Consider the following 19,308-nt stretch of genomic DNA (forward strand, 5'->3'; position numbering starts at 1 on the left):
ATATGGAAACACTACAACGATCGGAAAAAATCATTGCTGAAAGATATCGCATAATCGGTAAATTAGGACAGGGTGGAGTTGGAATCACCTATGCTGCTGTAGATTTAAACAGCAATCAAAAAGTTGCACTCAAAGCTTTATCCCTGCGCCTGACAACTGAATGGAAGAAAATCGAGTTATTTGAACGAGAAGCAAAAACTTTATCGGGATTGAATCATCCGGGAATTCCTCGCTACATTGACTACTTTCAAGTGGATACTTCCCAAGATCGTTGTTTTTATATCGCCCAACAACTCGCACCGGGAAAATCTCTCGCACAGTGGATAGAAAATGGCTGGAAACCAAATGAAGCTCAAGTTCGTCATATCGCCTATCAATTGCTAGAAATTCTAGCTTACCTGCAATCGCTGTTACCTCCTGCAATCCACCGAGATATTAAACCCCAAAATATTATTCTGCAAAAAAATGGGCGAGTCTTCCTAGTTGATTTTGGCGCAGTTCAAAATACTTACCATCATACCGTTACTGGAGGCAGTACCGTTGTCGGGACCTACGGTTACATGGCACCAGAACAATTCCGAGGAAAAGCTGTATTATCAACAGATTTGTATGGATTAGGAACAACGCTGCTTTTCCTGTTAACCCAGAAATTTCCATCGGATTTACCCAGACAAAAGCTGAAGGTAAAATTCCGCGATCGCGTCTCTATTTCTACAGAGTTTGCCGAGTGGTTAGATCAGATAATTGAACCCGCAGTTGAAGATCGATTTCAATCAGCAAAAGATGCTTTATTAGCGCTGCGAGGGGAACAGCCAAGCGGGATTAATCCCGAAAAAATGTTTAAGCGCTCGCCACAATCCCGAATTACTTTAATTGACGCGAAACGGTGGTTATTCATCCATATACACCCCGATCGTTCACCTAGCAGACTCAAAGGGTTTTTCCACTTCATTCATCTGACTTGTAAAGTTTTAGTTCCCTGCTCTTTGCTCCTTCCAATTTTCCACTTATTACTAGGGGTGAGACCCGTACCGCTGGGCTCGACAGTTAGCTTGTTTAAATACACTGTAGCCGACTGGCTAGGTAAATTATTTCCGCTATTTGTATTTATATCAATCATAGCTGTAATAATATTTACCGTATTTTATGCTTTGATGTGCTTGTGTTGGATAGATTATTATCTATTCACTAGACCAAGACCAATTCAAATCAGCCCTCAAGATATCCAGCGGGTAAAGTTGAGCGGAATTCATCTGCCATTGCTCAAAAAATCGATGACTTTTTGCGGGATTCGCGCCAAGTCGCGTAACTATTGTTTTGGCTTATTTTTGCCGCAAGCTGAGAAAGAATGGTTGGTAGGGGAATTGAATGATTGTTTAAGTAAACTAAAGTAAATTATTTCAGAGGGCGCTTGTCGCTCCCTAAAGTAAGTCTGTTAAATGACTATAATCTATTAAACCATTGCTAGACAGGGATTTCAGACTAGGTTGTGTTGAAACATAAGGATTGCGAGATCATTAATCCTATAGCCAAAAACAATTTTATCAGATCGGGTACGCCTTGATGCAGTGCTGGAAACACTGCACCAATCCACAATCACCTCATGAGTTGGGTCGTATACCCACATATTCAAATCATATTCCGCGATCGCTAGTCAACCATTAAAACACCTTTAGCCGATCGCGCAAAATCTCCGCTTGTTTTTCGGCTTCCGCCAAAGCATCCCTCGCCCCCTGAACCACATCAGGAGTAGCCTTATCCACAAACTTCTGATTAGTCAAGCGCGCCGCAGTATGCTTAATTTCAGCTTCCACCTTGCTCAACTTCTTCTCTAACTTAGCACGTAAAGCCGCCAAATCGACCACCCCAGCCAGAGGAATCAATACTTGCACAGTACCGACAACCCCAGCAATTGTCTGTCCCAAATCTGCATCCACACTAGCAGTAACTGTCAGATTTTCGACTTTTGCCAAATCCTGAATATAAACGCCTCCATCTGAGATGATTTGGCGTTCTTTTTCGCTTTCGCTTTGCAAAATCGCCGTCACCTTCACACTGGGTTTGATATCAGCATCGGCCCGCAAATTACGAATAGTGCGAATTGTACCGAACAACAACTCAAACTGCTGTTCTAATTCAGCATCAATTAGCGAGATATCGGCTTCAGGATAAGCTTGCAAAGCCAAACATTTATCGTCACCTGTTTGAGTCAGAGTGTGCCAAATTTCCTCAGTAATGTGCGGCATAAAAGGATGCAGCAGTTTCAGAATCCCTTCCAACACAAAAGCAAAAGTTTGCTGTGCAACTTTCTTAGAATTTGGTTCAGCATCCTGTTGCAAGCGAGACTTGACTAACTCAATATACCAGTCACAGAAATCGCCCCAAATAAACTCATAAAGTCCCTTCGCCGCTTCCCCCAAACCGTAATTTTCCAAACAATTGCGACTTTGTTGCACAACTTGATAATAGCGAGAAAGAATCCAGCGATCGCACAATTCCAAACCACCTCCCCCAGAAGGACTTCCCAACTGTTGCGGAGTCTGTCCCTCCAAATTCATCATCACAAACCTGGCCGCATTCCACAACTTATTCGTGAAGTTCCGCGAAGCTTCCACCGATTTCGATTCATCAGTTTTGCGATCGTACTCCATGCGAATATTTTGACCGGCCCCAACCACTTCCTTAACCAAAGTGTAGCGCAAAGCATCAGTACCGTACTTGCCAATCAACAGCAGCGGGTCGATACCGTTGTTTTTACTCTTAGACATTTTTTGACCGTTTTCATCCAACACCAAACCGTGAATGTAAACAGTATCAAAAGGCATCTTTCCAGTAAAATGTCCTGCCATCATCGTCATTCTAGCAACCCAGAAAAAGATGATATCAAAACCAGTAACCAAAGTAGCTGTCGGATAGTAAAACTCCAAATCTTTAGTTTCGTCCGGCCATCCCATAGTTGAGAAAGGCCACAACCCGGACGAAAACCAAGTATCCAATACGTCTGGATCTCTTGCTAACTGCACGTCCTTACCAAATTTAGCCGTAGCTTTTTCCTGAGCTTCAGCTTCAGTTTTCGCCACCACAAACGGCGTTGTATCAGTAATTTCTCCTTGAGTTTCGCTAACAGCATACCAAGCCGGGATTTGGTGTCCCCACCACAATTGTCGGGAGATACACCAATCCTTCAGCTTCACCAACCAATCGCGATAAACCTTTGTCCATCTGTCAGGAACAAAGACTGGTGAGTTACTTTGATCTAATGCTTCTAAAGCGCGTTGAGAAAGAGGATCGATCTTCACAAACCATTGCGTAGATAGCAACGGTTCGACCGGGACTTTGCCGCGTTCGCTGTAGGGAACTGTATGCTTGTAATCTTCTATTTTAACCAAAACCCCGTCAGTTTCTAACCGCTGCACCACATTTTTCCGGGCAACAAATCGGTCTTGTCCCTGGAACTCTCCGGCATTTTCATTTAAAGTGCCGTCTTTATTCATAATGTTAATAAACGGCAAATTATGACGCTTACCCATCTCGAAGTCATTCGGATCGTGGGCGGGAGTCACCTTGACACAACCAGTTCCGAAAGTTGGATCGACAAACTCATCAGCAATGATTGGGATTTCGCGATTTACGATCGGCAAAGTGACAGTTTTACCGATAAGATGTTTGTAGCGATCGTCCTGTGGATTCACCGCCACCCCAGTATCGCCCAACATCGTTTCCGGCCGAGTCGTCGCCACCTCCAAATAACCAGAACCGTCCGTCAAAGGATAGCGGAAATGCCACAAATGGCCCTCAACTTCCTGCTGGTCTACCTCCAAATCCGACACAGCAGACTGACTCGCCGGACACCAATTCACCAGGTAATTGCCGCGATAAATCAGCCCCTCATCGTACAGGCGGACAAACGCTTCTAAAACCGCAGCGGATAAGCCTTCATCCATCGTAAAGCGTTCGCGCGACCAATCAACAGACACGCCCAAACTGCGTAATTGATTAGTAATAGTATTGCCCGATTCAGCTTTCCACTCCCAGGCCCGTTCCAAGAATTTTTCTCGACCTAAATCGTGGCGAGTTTTGCCTTCTGCTTTGAGTTGCTTTTCGAGAATAGTTTGAACTGCGATGCTAGCATGATCCGTTCCCGGCAACCACAGGGTATTGCGTCCAGTCATGCGGTGATAGCGGACGAGGACATCAATCAGCGTCTCTTCAAAAGCGTGTCCCATGTGGAGGCTGCCGGTCACGTTGGGCGGCGGGATGACGACGCAGTAGGGTTCGCCGCCGGCTTCTGGGTCAGCTTTGAAGGTTTGGTTGTCTTCCCAGTATTTTTGCCATTTGGCTTCGGTGGCTTTGGGGTCGTATTGGGGTGGTAGGTTTGCGGTCATTGGCCAGAGGGTGCAGGTTTTATATATAAGATTGTGCCACAGCGGGGGGAAGAGAAGAGTTTTGAACCGCAGAGGGCGCAGAGGGCGCAGAGGGAAGAGTGTTGGGAGGGTTTGAGATTATGATTGTGATGATTGGTTTGAGAAGAGGAGAGAAGAGAGTTGGAAGATGATCTGAATGAGTTGACTTATGCTGTGATTGGGGCAGCAATGGAGGTTCATAAGGAGTTGGAGCCGGGGTTTTTGGAAGCGGTATATGAGAATTCGTTGCGTGAAGAACTCTCGCGCCGGGGAATTACTTTTCAACCTCAACCTACAGTAAATGTAACTTATAAAGGTGTTGTGGTTGGGGAAGGCAGATACGATATGCTGGTTGCCAACACTCTTGTAGTTGAATTAAAGTCAGTCCCAACTATACTTCCTATCCATGAGGCTCAAGTTATATCATATCTGAAAATGACTGGTTATCCTCTCGGTCTTCTCATCAACTTCAATGTCCGCTTTTTAAAAGAAGGAATCCGCCGCCTCATCCTCTCCTAAATAAACCTCTCATCCCTCCCCTCTCTGCGCCCTCTGCGCCCTCTGCGGTTAAATCCTCTTAATATCTTTAATTACTTCACCTCCTTATAATCAACTCCATAACTCGTATCTCTCCCCGACAAATACGTAGTTTTCCCGGTTAAAGTCTCCAGAGTTTTTTTCGTCTCAGCCGAAGTAATCGAATTCAGAGGTACGCCGAACTTGCTAGCCAAGGCAGCCGCCACGCCCACACCTTGTCCTTGATAAATATTCACCGTCGCAATTCGCCCGACGGATACAGCCATACCGACATAACCGGACGATCGCCCGACAATTGCTAAATTCTTGACTTTGCTAGCCAAAGCGCTTTCTATCCCGAAATTATAGACTGGCAGCGGCGGAATTCTCGCAGATAAATTCTTGACTCCGCCCCGCATATCGAAATCGTAGGAAAAACTGCCGATCGACTTTTCGGGTACTGTTCCTCCTTTGATAATCTCCTTCCCCGTCAGCGGATCTATCACATCGCGAACGTTCAAAGTTTGCCTGATATAAATCTCGTCGGGAATAAATACTCTCACATCTTTACCAGACTTCTTTTGTAGCCAGTGTTGGAGATGTGACATTTCTTTAATCATTTCAGGAGTCGGTTTTCTGCCGTTAGCTTCCATCTTCATGATTTGGTGAACTTGGTATTTAAACAGAAACCCGTTCCAGGAGAGCACATTTTTGTTATAAACGCAGACATTGCCTTTATCAAAAAAGAATCCTTTATTTTGACTAAATGGCAGATTTCTGTCTATGTGATACGCTGCGCCTATGGCTACGCTTCTGATATCGTAGCCGTCTGTATATGGCTGATAAATCGTACTCCAGAAATTCCTCAGCCAGAATTTGGTACTGGCCGGATCTTTAGATTTTGTAATGCTTTCTTTAATCTTTTTTACTAAAGATCTGTTGTAAAGAATTTCATCTTCTATTCTGCGGAATTCGGACATCGTTATACCTGTAATTCTCGGAACTACAGAGACTGCTAAAGTTTCATTTTTTGATTTGATATTTTGAGATTCATATCCTGTATAATAAGATAATCCTGCTTTTCTAGCCAATTCTGCGTCTTGAGTTACGTCAATAAAAGAGTTGGCTTTAATTTTTAGATTGCTGCCTTTTACTTCGGCATATTCGATTTTTTTATCTACGACGTGGGGAGTAAGGGTTGAGTTGGAAATAACTCTGACTTTTGCTGCTGAAAGCATTTGCCTGAGAGCTTGATCTGCCTTTTTTGGATCTAAGCAAGATTCGCGCGCATTGGCTTTATCTAAGAACTCCTTAAAACATTGGGCGTAGGGTTGGCGATACCAACCGGGGATTTTATCTAAATCGATGTAAGCTAAACCGCCGCGGGTGAGTAAGCCGCCCAAAGGATCTCTTCCGTAGTTCGATCGCACGATCGCAACTTTGCCCTTTGCGCCTAAAGTTTTCTTAGCCCATATCGCCGCACATATCCCCGGTACTTCATCACCATATACTACTACATCAAACTTTTGCTCCGGTGATTTTTTGGGAGGTACCGGAGGCGGGCTGCTGGATTTTTGCGGCTGATTTCCAGTGTCTAAGGTAGCACTTGCTGGGTCTCTATTTGCGATATAATTTTCTATTTCTCTGAAAACCGGATAATTAAGTAAAAGTTTTAGGGCGGCAAAGATGATTGCAATTGAAGCTAATTTCTTAAAAGTAGAGAGCATTCAGTTGACTCGTGTGTAAATTTGCATTACCTGAAAGCACAGTTCAGGGTTGACGGAATTGAATATAGCACGTTTAGATAATTTCGACACAAGTTTAAATTTTCCGGCAACTGTTGTTAGAGGTTTTGCCAGTGTTACTGGTTTGGCAGAGCAATTGATGAGGGTAAGGATGGGGGATGCGATCGCATCTCAGATATCTGGTGTCGGGAAGGGCGATCGGCTACAATAAGTTAATTAATTAGGACTAAGGCAAAAAAAAACTGGTTTCTCCGAAAAATCGTGGATTTATCCGAGAGATATTGACGCATAAACCTGGTTTTTGACCAGACATACATAAGTCCTGTTAATATTATCTACAGAAAAAAGTACAATAATTAAGGGTTAGCACTGATTGTTTTAAAAATTGCTTTTTGACGGTGTTAACTTTAAAATTATAGGTACTTGTAGAGGTTGGAAGTGGAGGGGGGTTAAAGAAAAAGACGACATTAATGAAATAAGTCGTTTTTGATACAGCAGCTTTATTTTGTTTTTAGGGTATCGATCATGAATTACACAAATATTATTACCTGGTCTGAGATAGAAGATAGCATGGAATCTATGATATGCGAATTCCTGGATTTCTATGAAGTATTTTATAAATTTATTCCCGAATATAAATGGGGATTAATTGATGAATATACCGAAGAACGAGCCAAGTTTAGAGTCTTAGAATGGCTGGAGAATGCGTGGAAATCATTTGTCAAATCAGGAATTGTTAATTATCGCACTCAAATTGAATACTTTCAGGCATCACTTTACTGTATAGCTCTTTTTTATGTATACGCTGAATATAGCGGATTAGGAATGGTTGGTTATGAAAAATTTTGGGATGTTGCTGATTTTTTGGGAATCAATATTGGCAATTTAAAACAAGTAATAGATGACGATTATAAAAATAGAATTCCTAAAAATAAAATTTATGCCTATGATTTAGACAGAGAAATAATCGACTTGATCAACAATGTGCGTCGAGATGTAGTAGCAATCCTCATAGAAAATTTTGGGAGTACATTAAAGTTGTCTGAATCTATCCAAAAAAGTATTCAAAGTATTCAGCCCGACTACGATTTATGTGAGGAAGATGACACATTTGACCGGGCTGAGACTGAAACTCTAAATGAGCTAATGGAAATAGATATGATTGCTGAAAGATGGGAAGAAATAGAAGGTGATGAGGTTAGACAAGCTGCTCTCAAATTAGCTCATTACTTTCAAGGTGAAATTATTGATCTAGAAGAAGAAATAAAACCTATGATTAATCTGGGCGACAATGATTTTCAAACAAATAGATTTAGAAATATGAAATATGATACCATATCTCCTAAATACCTCTTCTCACTGTATACTTTTGAATTGATAGGCTATTGGGAAAATAAACGTCAATTCTCGCTTTCTCTACTTTATAGAAATTACGCTAAATTAGTTGAATATGTAGAGGAACCCTTTAATAGGCTGTGCTATTTAGTGTCGGCTAAACTACCATCACAGCTTTCTGCCTTGCCGGGAGATGCAAAATGGAATGAAGGTGAATTAGAGAAGGAATTTGGCTATTTTAAACTTTGCTATATCCGCCTTAATCGTAATTATATTACCTTTGGCTATTCCCAAGAAATCTATCGTTCCATTTTTATTAATATTTTGCAAACTAAAGCTGATAAGCTCGAAAAAGTTATTATTAAAAACAGAAATAAATATGATATGCTCGATGTGTCAAACAATGAGGTTTTCATTACTAAAAATGAATTAATTAACCTATCTACCAGTCAGTTAAGCCATCAAATAGCACAATTTTTTCTCAATCACATCGATCTGATTTTGCTGGCAACTTTAGATGATAAAAAGACAGCTATCAATGACCACTTGTATTCCTTAGTCAATGAATCTAAGCTAAATCCCAAATATACTCTATCCAAGTGTGCCGAAGAAACTGGCTTTGACGAAACAGAACTAAACCGCTATATACGCGCCATCCACCGCAAAGGCCAAACCATCATCCAAGGCCCACCCGGAACCGGAAAAACCTTTATAGCCGAAAAACTAGCCAAACATTTAATCGGTGACGGCGGCGGTAATGGTTTCTCAGACATTATCCAATTTCATCCCGCCTACACCTACGAAGACTTTATCGAAGGCCTCCGCCCAACAACTCAAAACGAACAATTAACCTACTCAATAGTTCCCGGTAAATTCCTAGAATTCTGCGAAAAAGCCAAAGCCTATAAAGACACTTGCGTTCTCATTATTGATGAAATTAATCGCGCCAATCTCTCTCAAGTCTTTGGCGAGTTAATGTATCTTCTAGATGACCGACAAGACACAAAACGCTCTATTATACTAGCCAGCGGTACACCATTTAAAATCCCTACAAATGTCCGCATTATTGGCACAATGAACACCGCAGACCGTTCTATTGCCTTAGTCGATAACGCACTCCGCCGCCGCTTCGCATTCATTCCCGTCTATCCAAACTATGAAGTGCTGCGACAGTATCACCACAGAGAGAAAACAGGTTTTCCAGTTGATAAATTAACTACCATTCTAGAAGATGTCAATCAGGCCATTAACAACAAACATTATGAACTAGGAATCTCCTTCTTTTTGACCAACCCATTAAATGAAGATATTATAAAAGACATTTGGCAAATGGAAATTGAGCCATACCTCGAAGAATACTTCTTTGATAACCAGGCAAAAAGGGATGAGTTTATCTGGGATAAAATCAAGAAAAGGTTGGGCTATTGACAATCTAACGCCGTCATTAACGCCGAGACAGTGGCGTTACTGGATCCACCACAATTATGAAACCAGAATCCCGCCGAATTATCGAACTTACAGAATATCAATTAGCAACTTTTGAACAATACTCCATCCCCGAATCTGTAGGGCAAAAAATACACCATAATTATGGCAAGGAAATCGATATAGAATTTCCCAACTTTAAAACAAAATATCAATGGCACTTAAAATCTAAAGGCAGAGTGGGCAACATTCCAATCACTCCAGAATGTCACATCGCCATCCGCCCCAAGGTTTCCATAAACAACCTCTTCGGAATGCTTGAGTATGCCTACAAACTTAAGATAAAATTTCCCCAAGGAGCGATTCAGTGCCAATTTTTAGAACAAAGTTACGAGAGATTAGCTAACCTTCTTGCCCAAAAAATTCTAGAACGCTGTCGCAAAGGATTATATCGCGATTACTTATCCAAAACAGAAAGACTCGCCTACATTCGCGGTCGCGTCGATTTGCGGTCAGCCCTGCAAAAACCTTGGGATGTTAAACTAAAATGCCACTATAACGAACAAACAGGCGATATCGACGACAATCAAATACTCGCTTGGACTCTTTTCATCATTGGCCGCAGCGGTTTGTGCCGTGAATCTGTTTCATCCACTGTGCGAAAAGCCTTTCACGCACTCCAAGGATTTGTTACATTAAAACCTTTTAAATCAGAAGCTTGTATTGATAGAAATTATCACCGTTTGAATGAAGATTATCAACTTTTACACGCTTTATGTCGATTTTTTTTAGATAACACAGGGCCTAGTCACGAAACTGGCGATCGCGAAATGCTCCCTTTTCTCATAGACATGGCTAATTTATATGAACAATTTGTCGCTGAATGGCTCAAAGCAAATACACCAAAAGGCTTTTTTGTCAAACAACAACACCGAGTCACCCATGACCAAAACTATTTCGATCGCATTGACTTACTCCTAGGCGATAGTGAAACAAAAAAAGTCCAATACGTCCTCGATACAAAATACAAAGCTCCCGATAAAGTAGCCAATAATGACTATCATCAAATAGTTGCTTACGCAAATGCCTTAAATTGCCAAAATGCAATTCTCGTTTACCCGCAAAACCTCACAAAGCCACTAGACATAAAACATGGCGCTATCCGAGTTCGCAGTCTAACTTTTTCCCTAGATAGCGACCTCAATCAAGCCGGGAAAACCTTCTTAACCTCTCTACTTCCAAACACACTCCCCTAACTCTACTCTGCGCCCTCTGCGCCCTCTGCGGTTCATTTTTCCACAAAAAAAGAGGCGCAATTGCGCCTCTCAAATCTTTCATGTCTGCGTTTTAAACACTAACAGCCACTTTCGCTTCCTTCGCAGTCAACTTCTCGTAAGTCGCCCGCATCTTCAATCCGACTAACACTTGGAACAAACCAGTTCCATTGTTGGAACCAGGATATTCGCGGTGCTGGAGCAACAGGTGAGTTAACTCGCCTTCATACTTCGTAGAAGTCTTGCTCAAATGGCTTTCGATGTAAATAACTTCTTCGAGATTCTCGAATTGACCATCTACTTCCAAAATCGAGACTTCGTGGCCGTAGAAAGCATCAGGCCCGTAGTACATCTTAATTCCGGGATAAGAACAAGTCAGCTTGCGGCCGCAAGGAACCCAGTTAATTGTTGAACCTTCGTCAAACAAATACGCAGGCTCAAAATTGGCGATGCCTTCGCGCTGGATCATCTGCACGCGCAGAACCTTCCGCTCCTTGTCTTCTTTGATCAAGTTGGTCGGCAACACTTGAATTACCACATCAGCATATTGCTTTTGCGGGTCGATGTAGGCGGTAAAATCCGGTTTGCGAGCATTGATCGCAAACAGCACGTCTTCGTAACGGTGGCCCCGTTCCGCCATGTCGCGCTGGATTTTCCAAGCAATTTTTACCTCGTCGCTGATGTCGAGGTAGACGCTGAAGTCGATGAGCGATCGAACTCGCTCGTCGTACAGCGGATGCAGCCCCTCAATCACAATCACGTGATTCGGCTCTACCCTTTCGGGCGGGTCGATCATACCGGTTTCGTGGTTGTAGATCGGCTTGTCGATCGCATGACCTTCTTTGAGCGCCTTCATTTGCTCTGCCATCAGGTCAAAATTGTTCGCTCTGGGGTCAAGGGCTGTAATCCCTGTTTCCTTGCGCTGCTTGCGATCGAGACTGTGATAATCGTCGAGGCAGATTACAGTTACGAAATCTTCCCCGAATAAATCTGTCAATCGGCGTAAAAAAGTAGATTTTCCGCATCCGGAATCTCCGGCAACGCCAATTAAAACCACGCGATCCGGCTTACTGGTCATAGTTTCCCTCTAACAAAATCACTGTTTACTAACTAACTCAAGTCTAGATTCCACAAAATTTCAGCCCGCAGGTAGCGGCAAGCAGGCTTTGTGCTGCTTTGCTACCCCGAGAGGATCGAGTTCTCACCAGCATACAGCAGTGAGTTGACTGCCTGCCCGGAAAGACCCAAGCAATCTTCAAGGCAAGTAATTAATACTAACTTTAGCGGTTAATCTTACCAGAATGCGTCCGCCCCCTACAAGCTCAACCTCATTAAACTGCTCGAATCTTCCTTTCTCTGGTGGGGCGCTCCCCAAATAAGAAGGACTTATCGGGGCAGATCCCCCGATCGGGTAAAATATTGGCAGTACGCAGACAACAATAGCTATAGGTCAACAGCCGAACGCAAAGCGGGCTCGGTGAGCGCGGCGTTCGGCTAGTAGGGATTTGATACGCGAGCGATCGCAACTTCAACACTCCCGCCGGCGTGGCGAGGCCCAAAAATTGGCGCGGCCAATTAGTCCCGATGGCCTTAAGAAAAAAGTAAATTGAGTCTAACGTCACATTCTCTTTCTTTATAACTCTGTATCGTGAAGGACAAGCAACAAATGTACAGCCCAAGCATATCTGGTGTGGCGGCCAACTCAGAATCAGGCAGCCGCATCTTTGTTTACGAAGTGGAGGGTATGCGTCAGAGCCAAGCAACTGACCAAATAAGTAACCCGATTCGCCGTAGCGGCAGCGTATTTATCTCCGTACCCTACGAGCGCATGAATCAGGAAATGCGCCGGATTGCTCGGATGGGTGGAAGAATTGTCAGCATCCGCCCCTCAAACAGCGCTCCCGAAACAAATGGCAAAGTCGCACCAGAAGCAGGGCTACAGAGTCAGAAATCTGGAGAAAAAACTAAGCCCATGACTCAAGCCAAGGAAAAAGTTCAGGTTCCTGTTAACCTCTACAAGCCGGCCAATCCCTATATTGGTAAGTGCATTTCTACAGAAGAATTGGTCAAAGAAGGCGGCGAAGGTACAGTCCGTCACGTCAAATTTGACATTTCGGGAGGCAATTTGCACTATCTCGAAGGTCAAAGTATCGGGATTATTCCTGAGGGCACGGATAAAAACGGCAAACCTCACAAAATTCGGCTGTATTCGATCGCCTCCACCCGTCACGGAGACGATGTAGACGACAAAACAGTCTCTCTGTGCGTCCGCCGCCTAGAGTACAAAAGCCCAGAAACTGGTGAAAAAGTTTTTGGTGTTTGTTCGACTTTTCTCACCGGTTTGCAACCTGGAGATGATGTCAAAATCACCGGCCCGGTAGGCAAGGAAATGCTGTTGCCCGACGACGAGGAAGCCACCGTGATTATGATGGGTACCGGTACGGGTATTGCTCCTTTCCGGGCTTATTTGTGGCGGATGTTTAAAGAAAACAATCCCGATTACAAATTCAGAGGTTTAGCTTGGTTGTTCTTTGGAGTTGCTTACACTCCCAACATTCTTTATAAGGAAGAGTTGGAGCAATTGCAGCGCGAGTTCCCCGATAATTTCCGCTTGACTTATGCAATTAGCCGCGAGCAAAAGAATGCTGACGGCGGCAAGATGTACATTCAAAACCGGATTCAAGAGAACGCAGACCAATTGTGGGAATTGGTTCAAAAGCCGAATACTCACACTTATATCTGCGGTTTGAAGGGTATGGAAGGCGGAATTGATGAGGGAATGTCGGCCGCGGCTGGCAAGTACGGCGTTGACTGGGCTGCCTATCAAAAACAGTTGAAGAAAGAACACCGTTGGCACGTTGAAACTTATTAATGTGTTACCTGATTTAATCTGATTTGTAGGGTGGGCTTGGCTCGCCCTACAATTGTTTTTATGGCAATTGTCTCCGAGTTGTAATATCATTTCCGGTTACACCGGAATGATGTTGACGGTTCAGTGTTAACTGTTGACAGTGAACCGTGAACACTGAACCGTCAACAGTGAATAATGAACTCGAATTTACTATTCACTGTTGACGGATTTGATATAAGGTAGGGAATGCGTACCCTACAATACTATTTTCATTGATCCGGTACGCCAATAGCCTACAATAGTTGTGGCTTAATTGAGTTTCTACGGGTCAAAGTCGTGGCTTTCAAAATTGGTTTGTTAGGTTTGGGTACAGTTGGCGCGGGAACAGCAGAGATTTTGCTCTCCCCAGACGGCCGCCATCCGCTGTTGCAGGAATTGAAAATCTATCGGGTGGGAGTGCGCGATATTTCTCGAACTCGGTCTTTACAATTGCCAGAAAATGTGCTGACAACTGACCTAGAAGCGATCGCAACTGACCCGGAAATTGATATTGTAGTAGAACTGATTGGCGGATTGGAACCGGCGCGATCGCTCATTCTGCAAGCTATTGCCAGCGGCAAGCACGTCGTCACTGCCAACAAAGCAGTTATCGCCCGCTACGGTAATGAAATCTTCGAGGCCGCCAACAAAAAAGGCGTTTACGTAATGCTAGAAGCTGCTGTCGGCGGCGGCATTCCGGTCATTCAAAGCCTCAAACAATCTTTAGGTGCAAACCGCATTAAAACTGTCACCGGCATCGTCAACGGCACAACTAATTACATCCTGACGCGGATGCAAACAGAAGGCGCAGACTTTGCCGAAGTGCTCGCCGACGCTCAGCAATTAGGTTATGCTGAAGCTGACCCTACAGCAGATGTAGATGGATTAGATGCGGCTGATAAAATTGCTATTTTAGCCTCGCTAGCTTTTGGCGGACGCATCAAATTAGCAGATGTTCACTGTGAAGGTATTAGAAAAGTTAGTGCGGCTGATATTAACTACGCCGACAAGCTGGGATTTGTGATTAAATTGTTGGCTATTGCTCAAGAAACCTCGCGCTACAATGGCAAGCAAGCGGAGGGAGAAAGCGAACTGCTGTCAATTCGAGTGCATCCGAGTTTTGTGCCGAAAACTCATCCGCTGGCGAGTGTAAACGGGGTTTACAATGCAATTTTAGTCGAAGGAGAGCCGATCGGGCAATTGATGCTGTACGGGCGCGGCGCGGGTGCAGGCCCAACAGCTAGCGCCGTAGTATCCGACATAATGAATGTGGCGGCCATCCTGAAAACCGAAACTGTTCCGATTCCCCATCCTTTGCTGAGTTGCAGTCACCAACACTACTGCAAAATTGCTCCGATGCAGGAACTTGTTACTCGCTTTTACGCCCGTTTTCTGACGCGCGATACTCCGGGAGTAATTGGCAAACTCGGCACTTGTTTCGGCAACCACAAAGTTAGTTTGGAATCTGTTGTGCAGACGGGAATTCGCGGCGATTTAGCAGAAATTGTCGTCGTAACTCACGATGTTAGGGAAGGGAATTTTCAACAAGCACTCGATGAAATTCGCGCGCTGGAAGCAGTCGATAGTATTGCTAGCACGTTGCGAGTTTTGTAAAAGTGATTTGCTAAGGGCGGGCGGGTTTCACCTACAATATTTGTTAATAATTGACAATATCTAAAACCCGCCCTCTCACTCAGCCAACGGTAAATGTCAGGTACATTTTTCCCTTTGATACAAGTAAAAGTTAATTTAGATTATTCGTTGTCCGGTGGCGGGTTTATGTAGATGTTTTGTACTTATTAAATATTGTTGGTAACACCCGCCATACCAGATAATGAAAAAAACAGAATTTGATTTTGTCGATCGCCAAACGGGAAGGCACTTGCTAGATTCCCTGTATGAAAAGTTTGCAAAACCCCAACTGCACGATACTTTTAAACCCAATAATCCTTCAATTTACATTCGGCACGAAGAAGGGCAAGTTATTGATGGAAATTATATCATAAAAAAAGTGTTTGAAGACTCTCGCACTGGTTTTTATGCTGAAATTCGCCTCCCCATTTCTGGCAATAATCCGCCTGTTTTAGTGATTCGCGGCTACGGTTCTTGGTATCCTTTCGAGCGCGTTTTGGAAGATACGCCAGATGTATTTATGGCCAGACTAGAACGCCAGTTAAAATCGGCGCAAACTGTGGGTGTTATTGATTGGATAAAGCAGCAATTTCACAGCGGGAATCCGCCGGATATCATCGGAGAAAGTTTGGGAGGCAAAGTTGCTCAGCAAATAGCAGCAAAATACCCGGGTTATATTAGATCCACTGTAATTTTTAATTCTTTAGGCGTTTCGGAAAAGTTAGCTAAAACTTCCACCGCTAAGAATGTTTTTCACTATTTTAGTTTAGGCGAAAGGTATGCTTTCTGGGCAAATGAAGGCGATTACATACCGGGAACGATTTTTGTGATTTCCCAGAAAGGCAACAACTGTTGTTATAAAATCGAAGAGGCGATCGTCCGAATGGCGCGTTTTGAAGGCAAGTTTCTCAAAAGACGCGCGATTCTGGCAATATTGGCTCAGTTGCTTTTGGTAAATAGACACAATGCGATCGTCCTCAACAAGCGACGGCCAGTAGTCGTTCAGATCGATCGCACTCAATTGCAAATTTTCCGAAAAAAGCGCTTTGTTTAAACTCAGACAGAATGGCTTCAGGCCGCAGATGGCTGATTTTCCCGCGCTGCGACTGCTAGAACCAGGCAAAGTGCTGCGATCGCTTTTTCCCATTCTTGCTTTACAGCGGTGGGTTGAACCTCATCAAAGGCGCTAACTAAACGAGGGATCGCTCGTTCTAATGCCTGTCTGGGAATTGATTTGTGCAATTCAACTAAACGAGTTAAACTTTCTTGATTCTTCAAAAAACCGACTACCCATTTCGTAGTATGATCTGGACTTTCAGGGACGTTTTTAATTCCTAGTTCCGTTTGCAGCCAGTCGTAAAAAGGCGGCAGCTTTTGAGCTAAAACAGTTCCAGCCGTTGGCAAAGTTTCTTTGAGTAAAGCAGTATCGAGACTTCCTAATAATTGATTGAATTCCGGTGAATCGAGCAAGCTGGTTAATGGCAGTGAAAGCAGGGCTTCAGAAGCGTCAGGGGATACATTTAAAGTCCGCGAAAATGTTTGCAGCATTGGAAAGTCTCTGGTAGTGATGACTTTTTTAGCCTAACAATCACGCGCATCAATGAATATGAGCTACCTCATATTAGCAAAATTGTAACATCTCGATCGCCAAAGGAGTCTCTAAATCTAGCTGCGTGCCCTGCGGTTAATAATTTGCCCTTAAATATTCTACACAAATTCTCCCTTAGCAACCATCACCACCTTACCACCCACCAAAACTGTTATTTCCCCTTCACTCTTAGCGGCTTGTAACAACAGCAAAGAAGGTCGATCGATTTCATAACCTTGCTCAACTCTGACATCAATCTTTGCTTCCCCATAATAAGCATATTCTACCAAATATCCAGCCAAGCAGCCGTTAGCACTGCCAGTCGCCGGATCTTCAGGAATTCCTAATGAATGGGCAAAAACTCGCACGCTTAAATCATTAATGTCGCTGTAAGTTTCTGGGCAAAATATCAAAATTTCTTTTGCTTCCATTGTATCAACTAGCTCAAAATATTTATCTAAGTTGACTTGAGCTTTTTTGAGCGAGGCGAGAGTTTTTAAGGGGACAATTATAAACGGCACTCCCGTAGAAACTTCTTGAATTGGGAAGTTAGCATCAATTTCATCGGGTTGTAAATTCAGGACATTTGCCAGAGTCTCGGCTGATAAAACTTGACCAAAACTAGGCGCGTTTTGTCGCATCCACAAAATATCTGCCGATTCATTGTGATAATTAAAAGTAACTGGGATTTGACCGACGGCTAGATTGAGAATTACTCGATCGACATTTTCGCGAATAATCTCTTGCTGCAACACAAACGCAGTACCCAAAGTCGGATGACCGGCAAAGGGCAATTCCTTCTTGGGCGTGAATATCCGCACGTCATAGCCGCCATCTCGCGGATCGGGCGATCGAATAAACGTAGTTTCTGAATAATTGATTTCCCTGGCTATCAGCAGCATTTGGGCTTCAGATAGTTCGGCAACTCCTGCACCGCAAAATACAGCTAGTTGATTTCCAGCATATTTTGACTCGGCAAACACGTCAACTATATAAAAATTCATAATTATGCCTTTGGTAAAAGTCGATAACTGATATTTTACATCCAGCGTTACAAAGCAGATTTATTTGATCGAGCCACCGCGACGATTTGACGCAGTTTAAAGAAGTGCTTAGAATTGGAAAGATATAGAGAAACAGGGATTTGTAAGAATTTGTTGAGGGATTTGTAACGATGAGTGAGTTTAAACAAGAGTTAGGGGAAATGTCGCGGGAAAAGCGACTTTATACTTTAGAAACTCTGCCAAGGCATTTAGTAGAGAGTGGGCAAGGGGAAAAGCTGTACCAGTTGTTAACGGATTTCGATTTTATGGAGGCGAAACTGGATGAGTTGGGGCTTCAAGCGTTAATTGAGGATTATGATTTAGCGATAGATTCTCAATTGTTGGATGGGCCGGAGCAAAGTCAAACTTATCTCTACTGGATTCAACAGGTACTTCACCTGTCAGCGCCAATTTTGGAAAGGGATAAAACGCAATTAGCAGGTCAATTATGGGGGAGATTGCTTGCTTTTGAAAAGCCTGAGTTTCAGAGGATGTTGGAACAAGCCAAGCAGTCGAAAAATAGTCCTTGGCTGCGGCCTTTGAGGTGGAATTTAATAGTGGGGCCATGTTGGCGTAACCTCGCCGGCCATTATTTCGGGGTACAAGCAGTGGCGATCGCACCCGACGGCAAACGAGCAATTTCGGCTTCATCGGATAAAACCCTTAAAATCTGGGACACAGACACTGGCATAGAACTGAGAACTCTCACCGATCATACTGGCCCGGTAAGGGGTGTCGCGATCGCACCGGATAGCCGGACAGCGATTTCGGCTTCAGACGATAACACCCTAAAAATCTGGGACATCGAGACAGGTAGAGAACTTCAAACCCTCACCGGTCATACTAACTCGGTAAGGGGAGTCGCGATCGCGCCCGACGGCCTGACAGCGATTTCGGCTTCAGACGATAACACCGTAAAAATCTGGGACTTGGCCAGTGGCAGCGAACTTCAAACCCTCACCGGTCATACTAACTCGGTAAGGGGAGTCGCGATCGCACCCGACGGTCTGACAGCAATTTCGGCTTCAGACGATAACACCGTAAAAGTCTGGAATTTGCTCAACGGAACCGAACTGAGAACTCTCACCGATACTGGCTATGTATATGCAGTGGCGATGGCACCCGACGGCTTCATAGGGATTTCGGTTCCACAACTTAACACGCTGAAAATTTGGGACACAGACAGCAGCAGGGAAATTCAAACCCTCACCGAGGATTTTAGCTTTGTACAGGCACTCGCGATCGCACCCGACGGCAAACGAGTAATTTCGGCTTCATCGGATAAGACCCTAAGAATCTGGGATCTGGCTAGCGGCAAAGAAATTGCTAGTTTCACCGGAGATAATTGGTTTGATTGCTGTGCGATCGCGCCTGATGGGGTGACAGTGGTAGCGGGGGGTGCGGGCCCCGTGCATTTCCTGCGATTGGAGGGAGTTAGTGGCGGGGGATAGGAGTTT

14 protein-coding genes are annotated in these 19,308 nt (G+C 44.0%); 9 read left to right on the forward strand and 5 right to left on the reverse strand.

The features are described from left to right. Positions 1-2 precede the first annotated feature (2 nt). Positions 3-1,394 carry a serine/threonine-protein kinase gene (locus tag QUA42_RS16330; RefSeq protein WP_333138217.1) on the forward strand — a complete coding sequence of 464 codons (1,392 nt, stop codon included), beginning with the start codon at positions 3-5 and terminating at the stop codon, positions 1,392-1,394. Positions 1,395-1,661: 267 nt separating this feature from the next. Here QUA42_RS16330 and QUA42_RS16335 read toward each other — a convergent pair whose 3' ends face one another. After that, positions 1,662-4,385, reverse strand: a complete 2,724-nt coding sequence (locus QUA42_RS16335) for a valine--tRNA ligase (protein WP_333138218.1) — start codon at positions 4,383-4,385, stop codon at positions 1,662-1,664. 159 nt (positions 4,386-4,544) lie between these two features. Here QUA42_RS16335 and QUA42_RS16340 point away from each other — a divergent pair, with 159 nt between their 5' ends. Continuing rightward, positions 4,545-4,922, forward strand: a complete 378-nt coding sequence (locus QUA42_RS16340; protein ID WP_333138220.1) for a GxxExxY protein — start codon at positions 4,545-4,547, stop codon at positions 4,920-4,922. Between the two features lie 71 nt (positions 4,923-4,993). Here the strand turns inward: QUA42_RS16340 and QUA42_RS16345 are convergent, their stop codons facing one another. After that, positions 4,994-6,646, reverse strand: a complete 1,653-nt coding sequence (locus QUA42_RS16345) for an FAD-dependent oxidoreductase (RefSeq protein ID WP_333138222.1) — start codon at positions 6,644-6,646, stop codon at positions 4,994-4,996. Between the two features lie 58 nt (positions 6,647-6,704). Between QUA42_RS16345 and QUA42_RS16350 the strand changes: the two genes are divergently transcribed. The 3 genes from QUA42_RS16350 (at position 6,705) to QUA42_RS16360 (ending at position 10,680) form a co-directional block, all read left to right on the forward strand. Beyond that, the gene (locus QUA42_RS16350) at positions 6,705-6,875 is read left to right on the forward strand and encodes a hypothetical protein (protein WP_333138224.1); all 171 of its coding nucleotides are present in this window, start codon (positions 6,705-6,707) and stop codon (positions 6,873-6,875) included. A gap of 314 nt (positions 6,876-7,189) precedes the next feature. Next, entirely contained in the window at positions 7,190-9,427 is a 2,238-nt protein-coding gene (locus QUA42_RS16355; protein ID WP_333138226.1) for an AAA family ATPase, read from the forward strand. Positions 9,428-9,483: 56 nt separating this feature from the next. Next, positions 9,484-10,680, forward strand: coding sequence for a 5-methylcytosine restriction system specificity protein McrC (locus QUA42_RS16360; protein WP_333138228.1), 1,197 nt, complete (start codon positions 9,484-9,486; stop codon positions 10,678-10,680). Positions 10,681-10,771: 91 nt separating this feature from the next. On the opposite strand, the gene QUA42_RS16365 is transcribed toward QUA42_RS16360, so the two are convergent. Next, positions 10,772-11,776 (reverse strand): phosphoribulokinase, encoded by a 1,005-nt coding sequence (locus QUA42_RS16365; protein WP_333138230.1) that lies wholly within the window; start codon positions 11,774-11,776, stop codon positions 10,772-10,774. Between the two features lie 588 nt (positions 11,777-12,364). On the opposite strand from QUA42_RS16365, the gene petH reads away from it, so the two are divergent. From petH to QUA42_RS16380, 3 genes are all read left to right on the forward strand, one after another. Then, a complete protein-coding gene (gene petH, locus QUA42_RS16370) occupies positions 12,365-13,570 on the forward strand; it encodes a ferredoxin--NADP reductase (protein WP_333138232.1) in 1,206 nt (401 codons plus the stop codon). A 315-nt stretch (positions 13,571-13,885) separates the two neighbouring features. Next, positions 13,886-15,202, forward strand: coding sequence for a homoserine dehydrogenase (locus tag QUA42_RS16375; RefSeq protein ID WP_333138234.1), 1,317 nt, complete (start codon positions 13,886-13,888; stop codon positions 15,200-15,202). Between the two features lie 220 nt (positions 15,203-15,422). After that, entirely contained in the window at positions 15,423-16,274 is an 852-nt protein-coding gene (locus tag QUA42_RS16380; protein ID WP_333138236.1) for a hypothetical protein, read from the forward strand. 17 nt (positions 16,275-16,291) lie between these two features. Here the strand turns inward: QUA42_RS16380 and QUA42_RS16385 are convergent, their stop codons facing one another. Both QUA42_RS16385 and QUA42_RS16390 read right to left on the reverse strand, forming a co-directional pair. Then, a complete protein-coding gene (locus tag QUA42_RS16385) occupies positions 16,292-16,768 on the reverse strand; it encodes a hypothetical protein (protein ID WP_333138238.1) in 477 nt (158 codons plus the stop codon). Positions 16,769-16,927: 159 nt separating this feature from the next. Next, positions 16,928-17,812 (reverse strand): PhzF family phenazine biosynthesis protein, encoded by an 885-nt coding sequence (locus tag QUA42_RS16390; RefSeq protein ID WP_333138240.1) that lies wholly within the window; start codon positions 17,810-17,812, stop codon positions 16,928-16,930. A gap of 170 nt (positions 17,813-17,982) precedes the next feature. Between QUA42_RS16390 and QUA42_RS16395 the strand changes: the two genes are divergently transcribed. Then, positions 17,983-19,302 carry a WD40 repeat domain-containing protein gene (locus QUA42_RS16395; RefSeq protein WP_333138242.1) on the forward strand — a complete coding sequence of 440 codons (1,320 nt, stop codon included), beginning with the start codon at positions 17,983-17,985 and terminating at the stop codon, positions 19,300-19,302. Positions 19,303-19,308: the final 6 nt, after the last annotated feature.

This window comes from Microcoleus sp. Pol11C2 (assembly GCF_036701505.1).
Classification (GTDB): domain Bacteria; phylum Cyanobacteriota; class Cyanobacteriia; order Cyanobacteriales; family Microcoleaceae; genus Microcoleus.